Source organism: Streptomyces sp. NPDC054961 (genome assembly GCF_053609145.1).
Window position 1 is genome coordinate 375,427 of the sequence record NZ_JBSGWY010000001.1, and the last position, 15,898, is coordinate 391,324.

13 protein-coding genes and 1 pseudogene are annotated in these 15,898 nt (G+C 74.6%); 7 read left to right on the top strand and 7 right to left on the bottom strand.

Translation table 11 applies throughout. The features are described 5' to 3' along the window. Positions 1–72 precede the first annotated feature (72 nt). On the top strand, positions 73–975 hold the full coding sequence (locus ACWF9Z_RS01595) for a patatin-like phospholipase family protein (RefSeq protein ID WP_453596302.1): 903 nt from the start codon (positions 73–75) through the stop codon (positions 973–975). Between the two features lie 13 nt (positions 976–988). On the opposite strand, the gene ACWF9Z_RS01600 is transcribed toward ACWF9Z_RS01595, so the two are convergent. The 7 genes and pseudogenes from ACWF9Z_RS01600 to ACWF9Z_RS01630 form a co-directional block, all read right to left on the bottom strand. Continuing rightward, complete coding sequence (locus ACWF9Z_RS01600) at positions 989–2,170, bottom strand: GDSL-type esterase/lipase family protein (protein ID WP_453596304.1); 1,182 nt, start codon at positions 2,168–2,170, stop codon at positions 989–991. Positions 2,171–2,250: 80 nt separating this feature from the next. Beyond that, positions 2,251–2,595, bottom strand: a pseudogene (locus tag ACWF9Z_RS01605) (TetR-like C-terminal domain-containing protein); the annotation flags it as partial. A 60-nt stretch (positions 2,596–2,655) separates the two neighbouring features. Continuing rightward, on the bottom strand, positions 2,656–3,336 hold the full coding sequence (locus tag ACWF9Z_RS01610) for a flavoprotein (RefSeq protein ID WP_453596306.1): 681 nt from the start codon (positions 3,334–3,336) through the stop codon (positions 2,656–2,658). Between the two features lie 35 nt (positions 3,337–3,371). Then, a complete protein-coding gene (locus ACWF9Z_RS01615; protein ID WP_453596308.1) occupies positions 3,372–4,745 on the bottom strand; it encodes a lanthionine synthetase C family protein in 1,374 nt (457 codons plus the stop codon). Beyond that, positions 4,742–8,020: a lantibiotic dehydratase gene (locus ACWF9Z_RS01620; RefSeq protein WP_453596310.1), complete on the bottom strand. Its 3,279-nt coding sequence runs from the start codon at positions 8,018–8,020 to the stop codon at positions 4,742–4,744. Before ACWF9Z_RS01620 ends, ACWF9Z_RS01615 begins: the two co-directional genes overlap by 4 nt. Positions 8,021–8,243: 223 nt before the next feature. Beyond that, positions 8,244–8,417: a hypothetical protein gene (locus ACWF9Z_RS01625; RefSeq protein ID WP_356660238.1), complete on the bottom strand. Its 174-nt coding sequence runs from the start codon at positions 8,415–8,417 to the stop codon at positions 8,244–8,246. Positions 8,418–8,614: 197 nt separating this feature from the next. Further along, entirely contained in the window at positions 8,615–9,115 is a 501-nt protein-coding gene (locus tag ACWF9Z_RS01630; RefSeq protein ID WP_453596312.1) for a VOC family protein, read from the bottom strand. A 268-nt stretch (positions 9,116–9,383) separates the two neighbouring features. On the opposite strand from ACWF9Z_RS01630, the gene ACWF9Z_RS01635 reads away from it, so the two are divergent. The 6 genes from ACWF9Z_RS01635 to ACWF9Z_RS01660 all read left to right on the top strand — a co-directional run bounded on the left by ACWF9Z_RS01635 (position 9,384) and on the right by ACWF9Z_RS01660 (position 15,790). Then, entirely contained in the window at positions 9,384–9,797 is a 414-nt protein-coding gene (locus tag ACWF9Z_RS01635; RefSeq protein ID WP_453596314.1) for a hypothetical protein, read from the top strand. A gap of 79 nt (positions 9,798–9,876) precedes the next feature. Continuing rightward, the gene (locus ACWF9Z_RS01640; RefSeq protein ID WP_453596316.1) at positions 9,877–10,311 is read left to right on the top strand and encodes a MarR family transcriptional regulator; all 435 of its coding nucleotides are present in this window, start codon (positions 9,877–9,879) and stop codon (positions 10,309–10,311) included. Between the two features lie 140 nt (positions 10,312–10,451). Further along, positions 10,452–11,024 carry a hydrolase gene (locus tag ACWF9Z_RS01645; RefSeq protein ID WP_453596318.1) on the top strand — a complete coding sequence of 191 codons (573 nt, stop codon included), beginning with the start codon at positions 10,452–10,454 and terminating at the stop codon, positions 11,022–11,024. 142 nt (positions 11,025–11,166) lie between these two features. Continuing rightward, complete coding sequence (locus tag ACWF9Z_RS01650; RefSeq protein ID WP_453596320.1) at positions 11,167–13,716, top strand: discoidin domain-containing protein; 2,550 nt, start codon at positions 11,167–11,169, stop codon at positions 13,714–13,716. Between the two features lie 208 nt (positions 13,717–13,924). Next, on the top strand, positions 13,925–14,491 hold the full coding sequence (locus ACWF9Z_RS01655; RefSeq protein ID WP_453596322.1) for a DinB family protein: 567 nt from the start codon (positions 13,925–13,927) through the stop codon (positions 14,489–14,491). Positions 14,492–14,740: 249 nt separating this feature from the next. After that, a complete protein-coding gene (locus ACWF9Z_RS01660) occupies positions 14,741–15,790 on the top strand; it encodes a beta-ketoacyl-ACP synthase 3 (RefSeq protein WP_453596324.1) in 1,050 nt (349 codons plus the stop codon). Positions 15,791–15,898: the final 108 nt, after the last annotated feature.

Sequence of the window (15,898 nt, forward strand, 5' to 3'; positions counted from 1 at the left end):
GACCTGAAGTCCGGTTGAGGTCCTACCGTGGCCTCCACGTTGATCATCAACCTGACGACAGGAGACGACCCCATGAGCCTCGATACCGCGGCCGCGTCGGACCGGGCACTCGTACTGGGCCCGGGAGGTGTCCTCGGCACGGCATGGATGGCCGGGCTGGCCGCCGGACTGCGTCGCGCCGGGGTGGATCTCGGCGAAGCCGAACTGACCGTCGGGACCTCGGCCGGTGCGATCGTCGGGGCGCTGCTGACCACGGGCCAGGACCTCGACGAGCTCGCCGCCCCGGCACGCAAGCCGGTTCCGGCGGTTCCGGCGGATCCGGCGGTCCCGGAGGCTCCGAGGCGCGGGGCGGACCCCGCCGTGATGGGTGCGGTGTTCGCGGTGCTCGGTGACGCCGGGCTGGAACCGGCGGAGGCCCGGCGCCGCGTCGGCCGGATCGCGCTCGACCACGCGGCCTCCGACCCCGCCGCCGAACAGGCACTGCTCGCGGGGCGCGGCGCCCTGATCGGGGCGGCCGCGTGGCCGGACCAGCCGCTCCTGATCACCGCGGTGGACGCGGCCACGGGCGAGCCCGTGGTGTGGGACCGCACGAGCGGCGTCCCCCTGGTCCACGCGGTCGCCGCGAGCAGTGCCTTTCCGGGGGCGGAACCGCCCGTCGGCGTCCAGGGGCGGCGGTACATGGACGGCGCCCTGCGCGCGGGAGCGAACGCGGACCTCGCGGCCGGAGCCGGCACGCTGGTCGTCATCGAGCCGATGGCCCACCTGTTCCCCCGCGAGCAGCTCGAACAGCAGCTGCTGGCCGTCGGGGCGCGGACGGTGGTGACGGTCGGGCCCGATGCGGACGCGATACGGGCCTTCGGCGCCGACCTGCAGGACCGCGCGCGCTGGGAACCTGCCTTCCGGGCGGGCCTCGGCCAGGCCCCCGCCACCGCCGACCGGCTCCTCCCCGCGTGGAAGTCGGCGTCTGCCCTGTGACCGTGGCGCACGGTCAGCCGGCGGTCCGGGCGGTGAACGGGCCCCCGGCGGCGAACGCGAGGCGGGCGAAGCGTTCGCCGATGCGGCGGTGGGTGGCGGGGTCCGGGTGCAGGGCGTCCGGGAGCGGCAGTTCGTCGTGGTCGGCCTCGCCGTAGAGCTCGAGGCCGTCGAGGTAGTGCAGGTTCGGGTCGGTGGCGGCGCGCTGCCGGACGATGCGGGCCAGCTCGTCCCGGATCACCGTGAGGGTCAGTTTCCCCGCGGCGGTCTGTGCCGGATCGCCGGTGGCCACGAACCGCAGCCGGCCCTCGCCCATCGCGCGGAGATCCGGGACGCAGGGGCCCGGGGTGTTCTCGTGGATGGGGCAGTGGATCGGCGAGACGACCAGCAGCGGGGCGGTCGGGTGTCCGTCGCGGAGGGTGTCGAGGAAGCCGTGGAGGGCCGGGCCGAACGCGCGCAGCCGCATCGCGTCGGTGTTGACCAGGTTGATGCCGATCTTGAGGCTGATCAGGTCGGCGGGGGTGTCGCGCATGGCGCGGGCGGTGAACGGGTCGAGCAGGGCGCTGCCGCCGAAGCCCAGGTTGATCAGCTCCACGCCACCCGAGGCGGCGGCCACCGCGGGCCAGGTCCCGGTCGGGCCCGCCGCGTTGGAGCCGTGGCTGATCGAACTGCCGTGGTGCAGCCAGACCTTGCGGCCGCTCGGCGGCGGGGTGTGGACGGGGGCATCGGTGCGCAGGGAGACCAGCCGGGTGGTCTCGTCGTGCGGCAGCCAGATCTCGACGTCCTTCTCCTCGCCGGACAGGCCGGTGAACCGCAGGGTCTCCACCGGTCCGGTGCGGGTCTGCGAGGTCCCGGACGCCATGTCGATGGTGAGCGTGTCCCCATGGCTCACCGTGGCCCGGCCCGCGAGCTCCCCGTCGACGAGCAGCTCGTACACCCCGTCGGGGCGCGGCGGTGCTCCGGCGTAGACCCGCTTGGTGGCCACGACGTCCAGTTCGACGGCGGTGGCGCGGGTACGGAAGACCAGCCGCACGCCGGAGGGCTGCGCCTGGGCCATGGCCAGCTGGACGTCGGGGATCTGCTGCCGGGCGCGCGCCGGCAGCCGGTGGGGCAGTGCGCCGCGTTCGGTGTGCTCCAGGTCGAGTGCGCCGCGCAGCAGGCCGGCGGTGACGGGGGTGGTGGTCCAGTCGGGCAGCATGTTCGTTTCCTCGGCCTTCTCGGTCTTCCCGGTGGGGAGGGGCGGCGGTGCGGGCGGGTCGTCGGCCGGGGAGAGGTCCGTCAGGAGCCGGTCGGCCAGCTGCGCAGCAGGGAGTCCAGTGCGGTGAGGATCTCGGTCCAGCTCTCCTGCGAGTCGGGGGCGCTGTGGCTGAATCCACCCGCGCCCTCCAGGCCGACGTAGCCGCTGAAGACGCTCCCCAGAAGGCGTACCGCGTGCGTCTCGTGCGGTTCGGGCAGGTCGTATCCGCGCAGGACCGCCCGCATCATCCGGGCGTGCCGCACGCCGGCGCCGGCGGCCGCCGCCTCCGGATCGAGGCGGTACGCGGCCGCGGCGAAGCGGCCCGGATGCTCGAGGGCGTAGTCGCGATAGGCGTTCGCGAAGGAGACCAGGGCGTCCTTGCCGGCGACTCGGGCACATCACCATGACGATAAGGCAGCCGCGTTGCCGCCCGCGCCCCGGACGCCTCAGGCCGGCCCGCCCTGGGCGAGCGCCTTCGCCGCGTACTCCAGCGCGGGCCCCAGCTCGCTGCCCCAGCCCTCGGTGGTCCGGCCCTCGTGGACGGAGGTGCCCGCCAAGGGAGGCACCACGAAGAAGCCGTCCTCCCGCAAGGTGCGCAGGTTCCGCCGGACCGCCGGGCGGCGGAGCGCGGTGGCCGGGACCGACGGGCCGATCACGACGGGCGCCGCGGTGTTCATGACCGTGGTCAGGGCGAGATCGTCGGCGATGCCCGCCGCGCACTTCCCGATGAAGTTCACGGTGGCGGGCAGGACGAGGACCAGGTCGGCCCACTCGGCCAGTTCCTGGTGCGGCACCCGCCCCTGCTCGGTGTCCCACTCGGGCCCGCTGACCGGCGCCTGCGCCGCGGCGGCCACGGCCCGCCGGGACACCAGGAGATCGGCGGACGCCGTCAGGCAGACCCGTACCGACCAGCCGCAGGTCACCCGCAGCCACATCACCCAGCTCGGCATCTTCACCACGTCGAAGGCGCCCGTGCCCACCATCAGGAGCTGCCCCCGGGGCAGGTCCAGGGGGGCGCGTGCCGTACGCGGTCCGGAGGCGGGCCCGGGAGCGGTTTCGGCGGTGGATCGCGAGCCGGGCCCGGGGGCGGGCTCGGAGACGGCTTCCGGGGCGGGCACGGAACTCATGGGTGGTTCTCCTCGTACGGTGCCGGGTGGCGGGTTCAGGACAGGAGCAGGACGCGGTCCCAGTACGGGCCGTCCCCAGGAGCGTCCGGCAGCACCGAGAGGAGCGCCGCCGCGACGCCCGCGGCACCCTCGAGGAGCCCGCCGTTGTCCTCGGCGCGCAGCGGCTGCGACCGGTCCCACCCCTGGTCGGGCCGGGCGGGGGCCAGATGACGGAAGCCGAAGGGGGCTTCCCCGTCCGCCAGGACGGACAGCCCGTGGGCCAGGGGCGCGGCGCGGTCGAGCAGTTCCCGGTCGCCGGTCAGCCGGCCCAGCCGCCACAGGCTCTGCAGGAAACCGGCCCGGCCGTGGCAGACGGTGGGGCCCTTCAGATGGTGGTCCGTGCCGGGCCGGCGCAGCAGCGCGCGGGCACTGTCGAGGCCGAGCCGCAGCCAGTCCGCCTCGCCGGTCAGACGCGCCGCCCGGACCAGGGCGTTCGCGATGCCCGCCGCCCCGTAGCACCAGGCACCGCCCGAGGCGGCGGCCGCGTAGCCGGAGGGCGCCGTCCCGCCGCCCCCGCCGCGTACGAGCTCGTCGTCGAAGGGCAGCCGCGGTTCCCAGTAGGGCCCGGCCGTGTCGTGGTCGGCCCGGTCGGCGAGCCAGCGGCCGATCCGGTGGACGGCCGCGAGCTGGCCGTCCACGCTCACCCCGGCTTCCGCGGCCAGGACGAGCAGTGCCAGCGGGCCCGCGATGCCGTGGGCGAGACCGACGTTGAAGTCCCCGCGGGGGAACACCTCCCGGTCGGCGGCGGTCGGCTGGAGCCCGCCCGGCACCCACCAGCCGGGCACCCGGTGCCCGTCGACCGTCACGGGCCGGGACAGGGCGGTGAGGTGGGCGAGGGTGGCCCGCAGCGCCGGTTCGGCCGCGGCCCGCTCGGTCGGGTCCCCCTCGGTCACCGCGCCGAGCAGCAGCCGGCCGGTGCCGGTGGCGCCGCCGATGACGTCGTACGCCGACCAGGACACCCCCGCGCCGGACGGTACGGCGGCGATGCGGGCCAGCTGCTCGCCCGCGACGTGTTCCGTCAGCTGGTGGCGCAGTCGTGGATAGTGCCCGCCGCGCCGTGCGCAGGCCTGCGCCGCGGCCAGCACGGAGGCGGGCCCGTGGTACAGCCCGGCCGTGGCGGTCCCGGCCAGGGCCCGGGCGGCCACCGCGAGCTGGGCGTGGGCGGCCGGCAGCCGGTCCGGTTCGCGTCCGGCGAGTTCCGCGAGGAAGAGCGCGGCGCCCGCGCTGCCCTCGAGCGATACCGCGGCCTGGCGCTCGCCGGAGTGCCGGAGCAGCAGCGCGGGGTCGGCGAGCGCGTCCGCCACCCGCGCGACGGCGGACCGGACGGTCGACTCGACGGCCGGCCCGAGCGGACCGGTGGCCGTGGTCACGATTGGTGCCTCCTTCGGTCTGCGTTGCCCGTCGTGCAGGCGCGGGCGATGGCGTAGGCCCGCCGTTCGGCGTCCCGGTCGGGGCCGAGCAGGCGGTTGCAGGTCATGTGCAGGAGGCCCCCGACCACGCGCGGCAGGGGCGACCAGCTCTCGCCGGAGGCGGCGAGCCGGTCGAGGAGCTCGCGGTACTCGCCCAGCAGGGCCGCCTGTTCCGTCAGCGCGGCGAGCACCTCCCGGCCGGCCGCGCTGTGCGCGAGCGCGGGCCAGCCGCCGGCCGGGTCGATCAGCCGGAGCCACCGGGCCCGGTCGGCCCGGAACCCGTCCGGGAGTTCACGGACGGGCTCGCCCCCGGCGAGCCAGGCGGCGGCCGGCTCGTGCCCGTACCGGCCCACGACGTCGAGGTGGGCGGGCGGCGGCCCCACCGCCCGGGCGATCGAGGCCATCGACATCGCGGCGAGGGTCTCCGGGTCCCAGCGCGGCCCGCCGGCCTCCTGGCTGCGTGCGGCCCGCAGCAGGGCGAGCGCCGCGCGGCTGTCGGCGGCGAAGAACCGCTCGGCGGCCGCCTGGGCGTCGGGGCCGCCGTACCGCTCCCACTCGGGCTCGTACGCGTCGAGGACGCACCCCCCGACCAGGCCCTCGGCGGTCCACTGCCGGACCGCCGCGCGCAGGGCGGGCAACAGCCGTTCCCACAGGGGCCCGGCGGGCCCGTGGAAACGCAGGCGGATGTGGTCCTCCCGGTCGCGGTAGCGGATGAAGAACCACCGGTCCACGAGCTCGCGGCACTCGGCGGGCAGCCCGGCCAGGAACGGGGTGAGCCGCTCGCAGAGGAAGGCCGGTACGTGCCGTTCGGCGAGGTAGAGCTTGGCGTACAGCCACTCGCCGCCCACCTCCGCGGTCCGCGCCGCCCCCTCGCGCGCCGGCGCGGGCACGTGTGCGCGCGCGAACGGCGTCGCGGGGCCTTCGTCGGTGACGAAGGCCAGGGCCAGCTCGGCCGCCCGGGGCGCGCCCTCCTGGTCCCGCAACCAGCCGTCGGGGCGGTCCTCGCCCCCCGGAACCTCCAGGGCGAGCAGGTCCGCGTCCTTGGCGAGCGCGTCCCGGAGCACCTCCAGGTGCCAGTCGTCGCACAGGTCGAGGTGCAGCCGGTGATCGAGCCGGCTCAGCACGATCCGCCGCGGGACCCGCCACCGCGCCCGCCAGTCGTCGACCGCACGCGACCACGCGTCCGGTCCGCGCGAGGTGTGCTCCCGCAGCTCGTCGAGGCGCCAGGTCGCGGGGAAGAGGACGGCGCGGCCGTGGCGGACGCGCGGCTGGAACGGCGCGCTCTTGACCGGGCCCCAGTCCCAGGGGGTGCACATGCGGGTCGCGTCCCGGCCGAGCTCCAGCAGGAGCCGGGCCGCGTTCGGCGCCTGGCCGCGCAGGTCGAGGGCGTGCGAGGTGTGGGGGAGCAGCCGCAGGCCGGTGGGCAGGTGGACCGCGTAGAGGTGGTCGGTGTTCCCCGCGACGCCGATCTCCTCCAGCCGGACGGCCGTCGCCGCCGGATCCGGCGGCAGCCCGATGGATACCTGGTGCACGGCGCCGCGCGGGCTGTTCGCGAGGTTCAGCGCCCGGGTCGTACGCGGCTGGAAGGCCACCGTGAGGTGTGCGGCGTTCGGAGTCTCCCGGTGCACCGCGGCCGTCACCTCCTCGGTGACACCGCCCGCCAGTCCCGCGAACCGGCCGAACGTCGCCCCGGCTTCGACGGGTCCCGGGCCCGGCCCGGTGACGAGCAGGAAGTCCCCCCGGTCGAGCGCGCCTTCGGAGTCCGCGACCAGGGTGCAGAACAGCTCGGCGGACCTCGGCAGGCGCGCGGGATCGGGCTCCCCGGTCACGAGCCGCTCCACCAGCGCCTCGTCGAGCACCACCTCGCGGGCCCCGTCCCGGACGGCCGCGGCGGCCAGCCGGCCGAGCAGCAGGTCACGAGCCCGTTCCACCGGAGCGTGCGGCTCCTCGGAGCGGGAGGAGGCCGGCCACTCGTAGCCCGCGGGGGCTCCGAGGCCGGTCGTGTCGTCCAGCACCTCGAGGATCGGAACGATCCGGTCGGTGCCGTAGCGCTCGACGAAGTCCCGGTGGTAGGCGCGCAGCGCAGGCATGCCCGGTCCCGGCGGCGAGAGCCGCCACAGCACGTCCATGGCCCGGGCGGCCTCGTCGGCCACGGACTGCGGCAGCCGTACGTCGGCGCCGAGGGCCAGGTCGACGTGGACGAGCCGGTCGCCCTCCCGCACCGGACCGAGCCGGCGCAGGCAGGCCTCGAGCTCCGCCAGCGCGGCGCGCCGCGCTCCGGGTGCGGCCGCGTCGAACCGGTCCCGGGCCGCGGCGGCCTCCCGCAGTTCCGTCAGGACCGGGAGCGGAGCGGGCGCGCTCGCCCCCGTGCCCGTGCCCGTGGTCGTGCCCGCGTCCGCGTCCGCGTGCTCCCGCGCGGCGGTGAGCACGCCGATCAGCCGGTTCAGCGGGTCGCTGCCGTCGAGGACCGGCCGCAGGTCCGTGACGAGGAACTCCTGGCGGATCAGCGTGGCGAGGAGTCCGGCGACGGCGCCGGCCGGGGCGCCGGGGAACCGTCGTTCGAGGGTGGCGATCGCCTCGCCCGCACGGATGCCGTCCGAGGCCAGTGCGAGGGCGGCAGTGACCACCGGGGTGATGCGGACGGACACCTCGCTGCGGGCCGCGTCACCCGAGCCGGTGCCGGGGTTGGAGGGCGTGGCCATGACGAGCCGGCCGCCGCGCGCGAACACCCCGGTGTGCGCGTGCACGGTGAGGTGCGGCACCAGGGCGGGGTCCTGTTCGAGCGCGCGGATCAGCCGGGACAGCCAGTCGAGGTCCACGCGGGTGCGGCTGGACGCGGGTTCCGGCCAGGACACCTTCGCCGAAGTGCCCATGCGCACGGGGGCGACCCCCGCGAACAGTCCGAACGGGGTGGACCGGGAGCGCATCCTGGCCTCGTACCGGACCACGGACACCGCGGCCTTGCGCAGCTGGGCGTCGGTGCGCGGGGCGAGCCCTCCGGGCTCGGTGCTCGACTCGACCAGCCGGGCCAGCGACGAGCTGGCCACGTGCAGGGCCTCCATGAACGGTGCGTCGCCCGCCGCGGTGCGCAGGATCTGCTCGCAGGCGCCGCGACGGCAGGGCGGCCCGTCCGCGGAGGCCCGGACCGGCTCCCGGAGGTAGCCGCGAGCGGGCGCGCGCAACAGGGCGACGGGCACGGCGCGGAAGTACGTGCGCTGCGAGGGCTTCGGCGGCATCGGGACCGGTCCCCAGACGTTGGTGGCGAGTCGCGCCGACGGCGGGCGGCGACGGGCGGGCGGGCGGCGACGGGTGGCCGCGGACGAGCGGGCGGCGCGGACGAGCGGGCGGCGCGGAGCGGGCGGCGCGGCCGACGGGAACCCCGGCCGGCGGAAACCGCGGCGTGCCGGGACGGTACGAAGAGGCGCGGGACCGGCGGCGCTGGGCCGCCGGCCTCCAGGCTCAGCAGTAGCAGGTGCTCTGGATGCAGGAACTGCAGGTGAGGCTGCAACCGATGCTGTGCCAGCCGGCTTCGGGACCCGTGGTGGTGACCTCGATGCGCACGTCGAGGTCGAAGAGGTCGTCGCTCAGCGGCGCGCCGAGCTCGGCGTCACGTTCGGGGGCCAGGGTGGGCATGGCGTTCTCCTCTGGTGGAGTGGGGTGGGGACGGCTGACAAACTGTCAGCTACTCCTAGAGCGGACCTGGAGATCCAGTTCACCCGGGGTGTGCCGTCACCTCCCCTTCCACGGCACTGGAGACGGGCCGCCGGAAGACCGCCGTCGGCGAGGAGGCCGAGGCGGTGGTGCGCAGGGGTGTGTGCGGAGGGCCGGTCTCAGCTGGCGGAACCCGCCGCCGAACCCGTCGCCAGCTCCGTGCCCCAGCGCGCGATCGCCGCGGGCAGGTCGAGCGGGCCGGAGCGCAGGCCGGAGTCCGCGGCGGGCCAGTCCTCCCGGGGGACCCGCCACATCAGCTCGAACTCGTTGCCGTCGGGGTCCTTGGCGTAGAAGGACTTCGAGACCAGGTGGTCCGTCGCGCCGACCATCGCGCCGCGCTCGGTGATCTTCCGGCCCAGTTCCTCCAGCTCGCCGAGCGTGCCGACCTCCCAGGCCAGGTGGTACAGGCCGACCCGGCCCTGCTCGGGGCCGGGCGCGTCGGCGCCGATGGCGAACAGCCCGAGGTCGTGGTCGTTGAGGCTGCCCGGGGCACTGAGGAAGGCGGCGCGACCGGGGATCAGGTGGTCGACCTGGAACCCGAAGACGTCGGTGTAGAACGCGACGGACCGGTCGATCTCCCGGATCCAGAGCACGGCGTGGTTCAGGCGGCGGACGGACATGTGGCGGGGCTCCCGTTGCATCGAGGGTGGTCTGGCGGAGTGTGTGGCCACACCATACCGTTCAAATTCGAACTATCGGTGTCGGGTGCGCCCTGCGCCGGGTGGGCCGTGGTCTCCGGCTGTACGCCGCTCGATGGGTCTTTCGTCTGACGGTGTACGACTTGCGGGGCATGTGATGTTCCACCTGAAAGCGGACGGTTCACACCTTTCGCTCCGCTTGGATGGAATCCGTGGCCGCCCGCCGTGGGTGGCCGGACGGAGCGGTGTGATGAGTGCGCGGAGTACGACGTGCTGTGTGGTGCCCCTGCTGGTGGGGGGAATAGGAGTGCTCCTGGTCATCGCGGCGGGCAGCTTCGGCGGAGGCCTGGGCAAGGCCTGGTCGATCACCTATACGGCGGGGGCGACCGGATCCGGCACGTACACCGCCGCGTACCAGGACACCGAGGGCCGCTACCCCTGGCAGGAAACCGGCCTGCGGCAGCACAGCGAAGACGGTCTGTCCGGTACGTGGCGGCAGGAGGTGATGATCGTCGACGGCAAGAAGGCCAAGGTGAGCGTCACTCCCGCCAAGGGGTCGGTGGCCACCTGCAAGATCTTCCTCGACGGCCGCACGCTCCTCGCCGAGGGCACCTCGCCCGCACCCGGGAAGCCGGCCGTCTGTGAAAGTTCCGTCGACCGCTGACCATCGGCCCGGGCCGGCATCCCTGGAAAATACCAAGGCTAACTTGGCAGTCTTCCTGGGTGTTCGCTACTGTCGTGCCATGGCAGTGGACCGGCAGATACAGGGCGTCGCCGAGGAACTCCAGCTGGCACTGGGCCTGTTGCTCAGGGACATGCGGATGGCTTCCGCGGGCAGCGGGGTGACCCTCTCGCAGATCTCGGTCCTCAAGCGTCTCGACCGCGAGGGTCCCGCCACGGTGACGGCCCTGGCCCAGGCGGAGAAGATCCGCCCCCAGTCGCTGAACGCCACGGTGAGCGGCCTTCAGGTCTCCGGCTACGTCGAGCGCACCGCGCATCCCACCGACGGCCGCCGGAAGGTGATCGCCCTGACCGAACGGGGCCGCCGCTTCGTGCGCGAGCGCAAGGAGGCTGGCCACGGACGCCTCGCCGGCCTGATGGCCGACCGCCTCACACCGGCGGAACGGCGGACGGTGGCGGAGGCGATCCCCCTGCTGCGACGCCTCGGCGAAGCCTGAGGGCCAAGGCCCGAGTGCCGAAGTCTGAGGGCCGGCCTCCGAGGCCTGATGTCCGAGATCCGATGTCCACGAGCTGAGAGCCGGTATGCGGCCGGCCCCCGGAGCCCGGGACCCCCTGAACCGAGTAGGAAGAGACGCCCATGACCGGCCTGACCCTCGATGACGACACCGCTCTGGTCCTGATCGACCTCCAGAACGGCATCCTGGCCCTGCCCACCACCCGGCCCTCCGGTGAAGTCCTCGAGAAGGGCATCGCGCTCGCCGAGGCCTTCCGCGCCCGCAAGCTGCCGGTGGTCCTGGTCAAGGTCGCCTGGTCGCCCGACGGCGGGGACCTGCCCACGCTCGAAGTCGACCGCCCCGGCCCGGCCTCCGCACCGCCCGCCGCGTTCTCCGAGATCCCGCCGGAGCTCGCGGCCCTCGCCGACGTCATCGTCACCAAGCGGCACTGGGGGGCCTTCACCGGCACCGAGCTCGACCTCCAGCTCCGCCGCCGCGGCATCCACCGCATCGTCCTGGCCGGCATCTCCACCAGCGTCGGCGTCGAGTCCACCGCCCGCACCGCCTGGGAGAACAGCTACCGACTGGTCTTCGCCGAGGACGCCACCGCCGACACCGACCCGGAGTCCCACGCCCACACCTTCGGCAAGATCTTCCCCCGCATCGGCAAGGTCGCCAGCACCGACGAGATCATCGCCGTCCTCGGCGGGGCATGAGGCGGCCCTGACCGCCGCCGCGGCCGGACCCGGCTCGGCGCTCCTCGCGTTTTAAAGCCAACTCTCCTCAATTACAGGTGAGTTGGTGCGGTCTGATCTATCTTCCCTGGGGCATGCCCGTTCGCCCCAGGAGGTCAGAACGTTGTCCAGGCGCTCCCTCGCCCCACCCCGCGCGTTACGCCGGCCGCACCGGCTCATCGGCTTGGCCCTCGGATCGCTGCTGATCGCGTCCACCCCGTGGCTGGGCGTCGCGAGCTCGGCGGCCGCCGGCCGCGCCCCCGATCCGCGCCCCGCCCCCGCGGCGTTCGACCAGCAGACGGCCGCGCAGTCACCACACCACGGCATCGTGCCCGCGAACGCCATGGAACCCATGGCCGCGGTACTCGACCGGACCGGATGGACGGCCACGGCGAGCGACGAGGAGACCGCCGCCGAGAACGGCCAGGCGGCCAACGTCCTCGACGGCAGCACCGCCACCCTGTGGCACAGCAGGTGGTCCGGGACACCGGCCCCGCTGCCGCACACCCTCACGATCGACATGCACCGCACGAGCGTCGTCTCCGCCCTCGTCTACGTACCGCGCACCAACGGGCCCAACGGGCGGGCGGGCGAGTACACCATCGGCGTCAGCGCGGACGGACAGAACTGGACGAACCCGGTCGCCACCGGCACGCTCGCGGACGACGCCGGGACCAAGACGCTCGGGTTCGCCCCGCAGGGCGCCCGGTTCGTCCGGCTGACGGCGCTCACCGAGGCCGGCGGCCGAGGCCCCTGGACCTCGGCCGCCGAGATCAACCTGCTGGGTGACCCCGGCACCCCGTCAGCCACCGTCGACCTGCCGCGGACCGGATGGACGGCCACGGCGAGCGACGAGGAGACCGCCGCCGAGAACGGCCGCGCGTCCAACGTGCTCGACGGCGACTCCGCCACCCTGTGGCACAGCAGGTGGTCCGGCACTCCGGCCCCGCTGCCGCACACCCTCACGATCGACATGCACCGCACGAGCGTCGTCTCCGCCCTCGTCTACGTACCGCGCACCAACGGGCCCAACGGCCGGGCGGGCGCGTACACCGTCACCACCAGCACCGACGGCACCACCTTCGGCGCACCGGTCGCCACGGGCACCTGGCGGGACGACGACACCGTCAAGACCGCCACCTTCACCCGCGGCGAGAACGCCCGCTTCATACGTCTGACCGTCACCACCGAGGCCGGCGGCCGCGGCCCGTGGACCTCCGCGGCCGAGATACGCCTGAGCGGACCGGCCGCCCCGGCCGTCCACGGGACCTGGGACCGGATCACCGGCTTCCCGCTGGTCCCCGTGGCCACCGCCGTCCTGCCGGGCGACAAACTGCTGGCCTGGTCCGCGTACGCGGTCGACCGCTTCGGCGGCAGCAACGGATACACCCAGACCGCGATCCTGGACCTGAAGGCCGGCAAGGTCACGCAGCGCCGCATCGACAACACCGGACACGACATGTTCTGTCCCGGCATCGCCATGCTGGCCGACGGCAGGGTGCTGGTCACCGGGGGCAGCAACGCGGAGAAGGCGAGCATCTACGACCCGGCCACCGACGACTGGTCCGCCACCACCAGCATGAACATCGCCCGCGGCTACCAGGCGATGACGCTGCTCTCCACCGGCGAGGCCTTCGTCCTGGGCGGATCCTGGAGCGGACAGGAGGGAGACAAGGGGGGCGAGGCCTGGTCACCGGACACCCGTACGTGGCGCCGGCTCCCGGGCGTCGCCGCCGCCCCGGCGCTGACGGCCGACCCGGCAGGGCCCTACCGCGCCGACAACCACATGTGGCTGCACGCCACCTCGGGCGGCAAGGTACTGCAACTGGGGCCGAGCAAGCAGATGAACTGGATCTCCACCACCGGCGAGGGCGGCATCACCGCCGCCGGTACCCGCGCCGACAGCCAGGACGCCATGACCGGCAACGCGGTCTCCTACGACATCGGCAAACTGCTCACCCTGGGCGGTTCGCCCGCCTACGAGAGGACCCCCGCCACCCGGCGCGCCTACACCGTGAGCATCGACGGCAGCCAGGTCCAGGCGGCCCGCACGGGTGACATGGAGTACGCCCGCGCCTTCAGCAACAGCGTCGTCCTGCCCGACGGCAAGGTGGCCGTCTTCGGCGGACAGGCCTATCCGGTGCCGTTCAGCGACGCGACCTCCGTCCTGACCCCCGAGCTGTGGGACCCCTCGACCGGCACGTTCACCCCGCTCGCCAGCATGGCCGTACCGCGCAACTACCACAGCGTGGCCAACCTGCTGCCGGACGGGCGCATCTTCTCCGGCGGCGGAGGGCTGTGCGGCGACTGCGCCACCAACCACGCCGACGGGTCCGTCTTCACACCGCCGTACCTGCTCAACGCGGACGGATCGCCGAAGCCGCGTCCGGTCATCACCGGGGGAGTGCCCGCCAGGACGGCCCCCGACACGGAGCTGACGGTGACCACCCAGACCCCGGTGGCGTCCTTCGTCCTGATGCGGGCCGCGGCCGCGACCCACTCGGTCGACAACGACCAGAGGCGGGTCCCGCTGGTATCCACCAGCACGGGAAGCGGCACCTACACGGTGTCCGTACCCGCCGACACCGGAGTGGTCCTGCCCGGCACGTACATGCTCTTCGCCCTCGACGCCCAGGGCGTGCCCAGCACGGCCCGGTTCCTCACCGTCTCCTGACACCCCGCCAGCAGCCCCTCCGCCTCCACCGCTTCGCCGGGCCCGCGCTTCGGGTCGCTTCGGCGCACGGCGGGAAGGAGGTCGGCGGTGTCCGCCCCGGATCTCCGCGCCCGCACCGTCGGGAGCGGGGATCCGGGCCGGGCGGCCTCGCGGACCGCCGTCGAGAACTCACTGGCGAGCCGGTCCCCGGCGGACGAGTATGGACCGCATGAGTGACGACCGACCCGCGCGATGGACCCAGGCGACCGTCTACCCCGACATGTGGGCCGACCCGGACACGGATCCCCGCAACAAGGACGGGTCCACCGTGCTGGAGGGCGAGCTCGCGACCCTGCAGGACTTCCTGGAGGGCTACCGCTTGACCTTGCGCATGAAGTGCGAGGGGCTGGACGCGGAGCAACTGGCCCGGCGTTCCGTCCCGCCGTCGACGATGTCGCTGCTCGGCCTGGTCCGCCACCTCGCGGAGGTGGAACGGGACTGGAGCAACTGGATCCACGACGGCGAGCCCCTGCCGAAGCTGTACGGAGCGAAGGACGCGGACTTCCACGGAGCGGTCGCCGAACAGGCCGTGGTCGACGCCGCGTTCCGCGACCTGGAACGCGAACAGGCGGCGACCGACGCCGCGCTGGCGCTGCACCCGGATCTGAGCGAGCGTCTGGGGAAGGACGCGATCTCGGTGCGGGAGCTGCTGGTGCACAGGATCGAGGAGTACGCCCGGCACAGCGGGCACGCCGACCTGCTGCGCGAGTGCGTCGACGGCAGGGTGGGCCAGTAGCCCCAGACCCCAGACCCCTGTCCCGCCGTATCGGATTCAGGCTTTAGGGCGACACCCCGAGGGCGCGGCGGCCGCGGCCCCGCGCCCCTGAGCTGCGCGGACGGCGTCACGCTCCGGGGCCAGCACATCTGTGCTGCCGTCGTCGGCACGCACGGTGATCTTGGCGGGGCCTACAGTCGTGCCGCTCCCCCACGAGACCGCTCCTGAGAGACGTGCGTGACTTCCCCCTTGCCCCGCGCAGAAGACCCGTTGACATCCTCGGCCACCCGGCCCGCGCCGCCCGCGGCGGTACTGGAGGGCGTCGCCGGTTACGTGCCGGCGGGTGTGGTCGCCAACGCCGGACTCCCTGCGGCCTGGGGCATCGACGACGCCTGGGTGCGCCGGCGCGCCGGGATCCGCGAGCGGCGCCGAGCCGGCCCCGGGGTGTCCACCGGGGAACTCGCCCTGGAAGCCGGGCGCCGGGCCCTGGCCGTGGCGGGCGGCGCCCCCGTGGACACCGTGCTCGTGGCGACGTCCACCCCCGACCGGCCGATGCCCGCCATGGCCCCGCAGCTGGCGACCCGCCTGGGCCTCGGCGGCGCGGCGGCCTGGGACGTGAGCGCGGCCTGCAGCGGATTCCTGTACGGACTGGCCACGGGCGCGGGCGCACTGCTGTCCGGCTGCGCCGACCGGGTACTGCTCGTGGCGGCCGACGTGTACTCCACCCTCCTCGACCCCGAGGACCGCTCCGCGGGCATCGTCTTCGGCGACGGCGCCGGGGCCGTGGTGCTGCGCCGGGGACTGTCCGGGGAGCCCGGGAGCATCCTCGCCTTCGACCTCGGCAGCGACGGATCGGGCGACGAGCTGATCGAGGTGCGCGGCGGCGGAGCCCGGGAGAGGTCGGACCCGGACTCCTACGGCCCGGGCGACCGGCACTTCCGGATGCGGGGTGGCGAGGTGTTCCAGCACGCCGTGACCCGGATGACCCGGTCCGCGCAGACCGTGCTGAAGCACGCGGGATGGTCGCCCGAGGACGTGGACCGCTTCTGCGCCCACCAGGCCAACGCCCGCATCCTGGCCGCGGTCGGGGAGCGCGTACCGATCCCGGGGCCGCGCCGGGTGACGAACATCGACCGGGTCGGCAACACCGGCGCGGCGTCCATCCCGCTCGCCCTGGCCGATGCCGCGTCACGCGATGAACTGCACGCCGGGGAGCGGGTGTTGCTCACCGCCTTCGGTGCCGGACTCACCTGGGGATCGGCGGCCGTGATCTGGCCGCGCCTCGGCCGCGCGGTGCCGGGCATCGAACCGTCCTCCTGAGGGCCCCGGGCGGCGGGGGGGCCGCCCGCCCGGGGGCGCGCCGCGGGCGCCCGGCCGGGGGGGCCCGGGGGGGGGGGGGCCCGCAGCACGCAGGCGCGCCCCGCGCCC

Excerpts from the sequence above, each read along its gene's own strand:
- ACWF9Z_RS01630 (WP_453596312.1), bottom strand. The coding sequence starts at position 9,115 with ATGTCCGTCCGCCGCCTGAACCACGCCGTGCTCTGGATCCGGGAGATC.
- ACWF9Z_RS01655 (WP_453596322.1), top strand. The coding sequence starts at position 13,925 with ATGAGTGACGACCGACCCGCGCGATGGACCCAGGCGACCGTCTACCCC.
- ACWF9Z_RS01635 (WP_453596314.1), top strand. The coding sequence starts at position 9,384 with ATGAGTGCGCGGAGTACGACGTGCTGTGTGGTGCCCCTGCTGGTGGGG.
- ACWF9Z_RS01625 (WP_356660238.1), bottom strand. The coding sequence starts at position 8,417 with ATGCCCACCCTGGCCCCCGAACGTGACGCCGAGCTCGGCGCGCCGCTG.
- ACWF9Z_RS01640 (WP_453596316.1), top strand. The coding sequence starts at position 9,877 with ATGGCAGTGGACCGGCAGATACAGGGCGTCGCCGAGGAACTCCAGCTG.
- ACWF9Z_RS01610 (WP_453596306.1), bottom strand. The coding sequence starts at position 3,336 with ATGAGTTCCGTGCCCGCCCCGGAAGCCGTCTCCGAGCCCGCCCCCGGG.
- ACWF9Z_RS01600 (WP_453596304.1), bottom strand. The coding sequence starts at position 2,170 with ATGCTGCCCGACTGGACCACCACCCCCGTCACCGCCGGCCTGCTGCGC.
- ACWF9Z_RS01645 (WP_453596318.1), top strand. The coding sequence starts at position 10,452 with ATGACCGGCCTGACCCTCGATGACGACACCGCTCTGGTCCTGATCGAC.
- ACWF9Z_RS01620 (WP_453596310.1), bottom strand. The coding sequence starts at position 8,020 with ATGCCGCCGAAGCCCTCGCAGCGCACGTACTTCCGCGCCGTGCCCGTC.
- ACWF9Z_RS01595 (WP_453596302.1), top strand. The coding sequence starts at position 73 with ATGAGCCTCGATACCGCGGCCGCGTCGGACCGGGCACTCGTACTGGGC.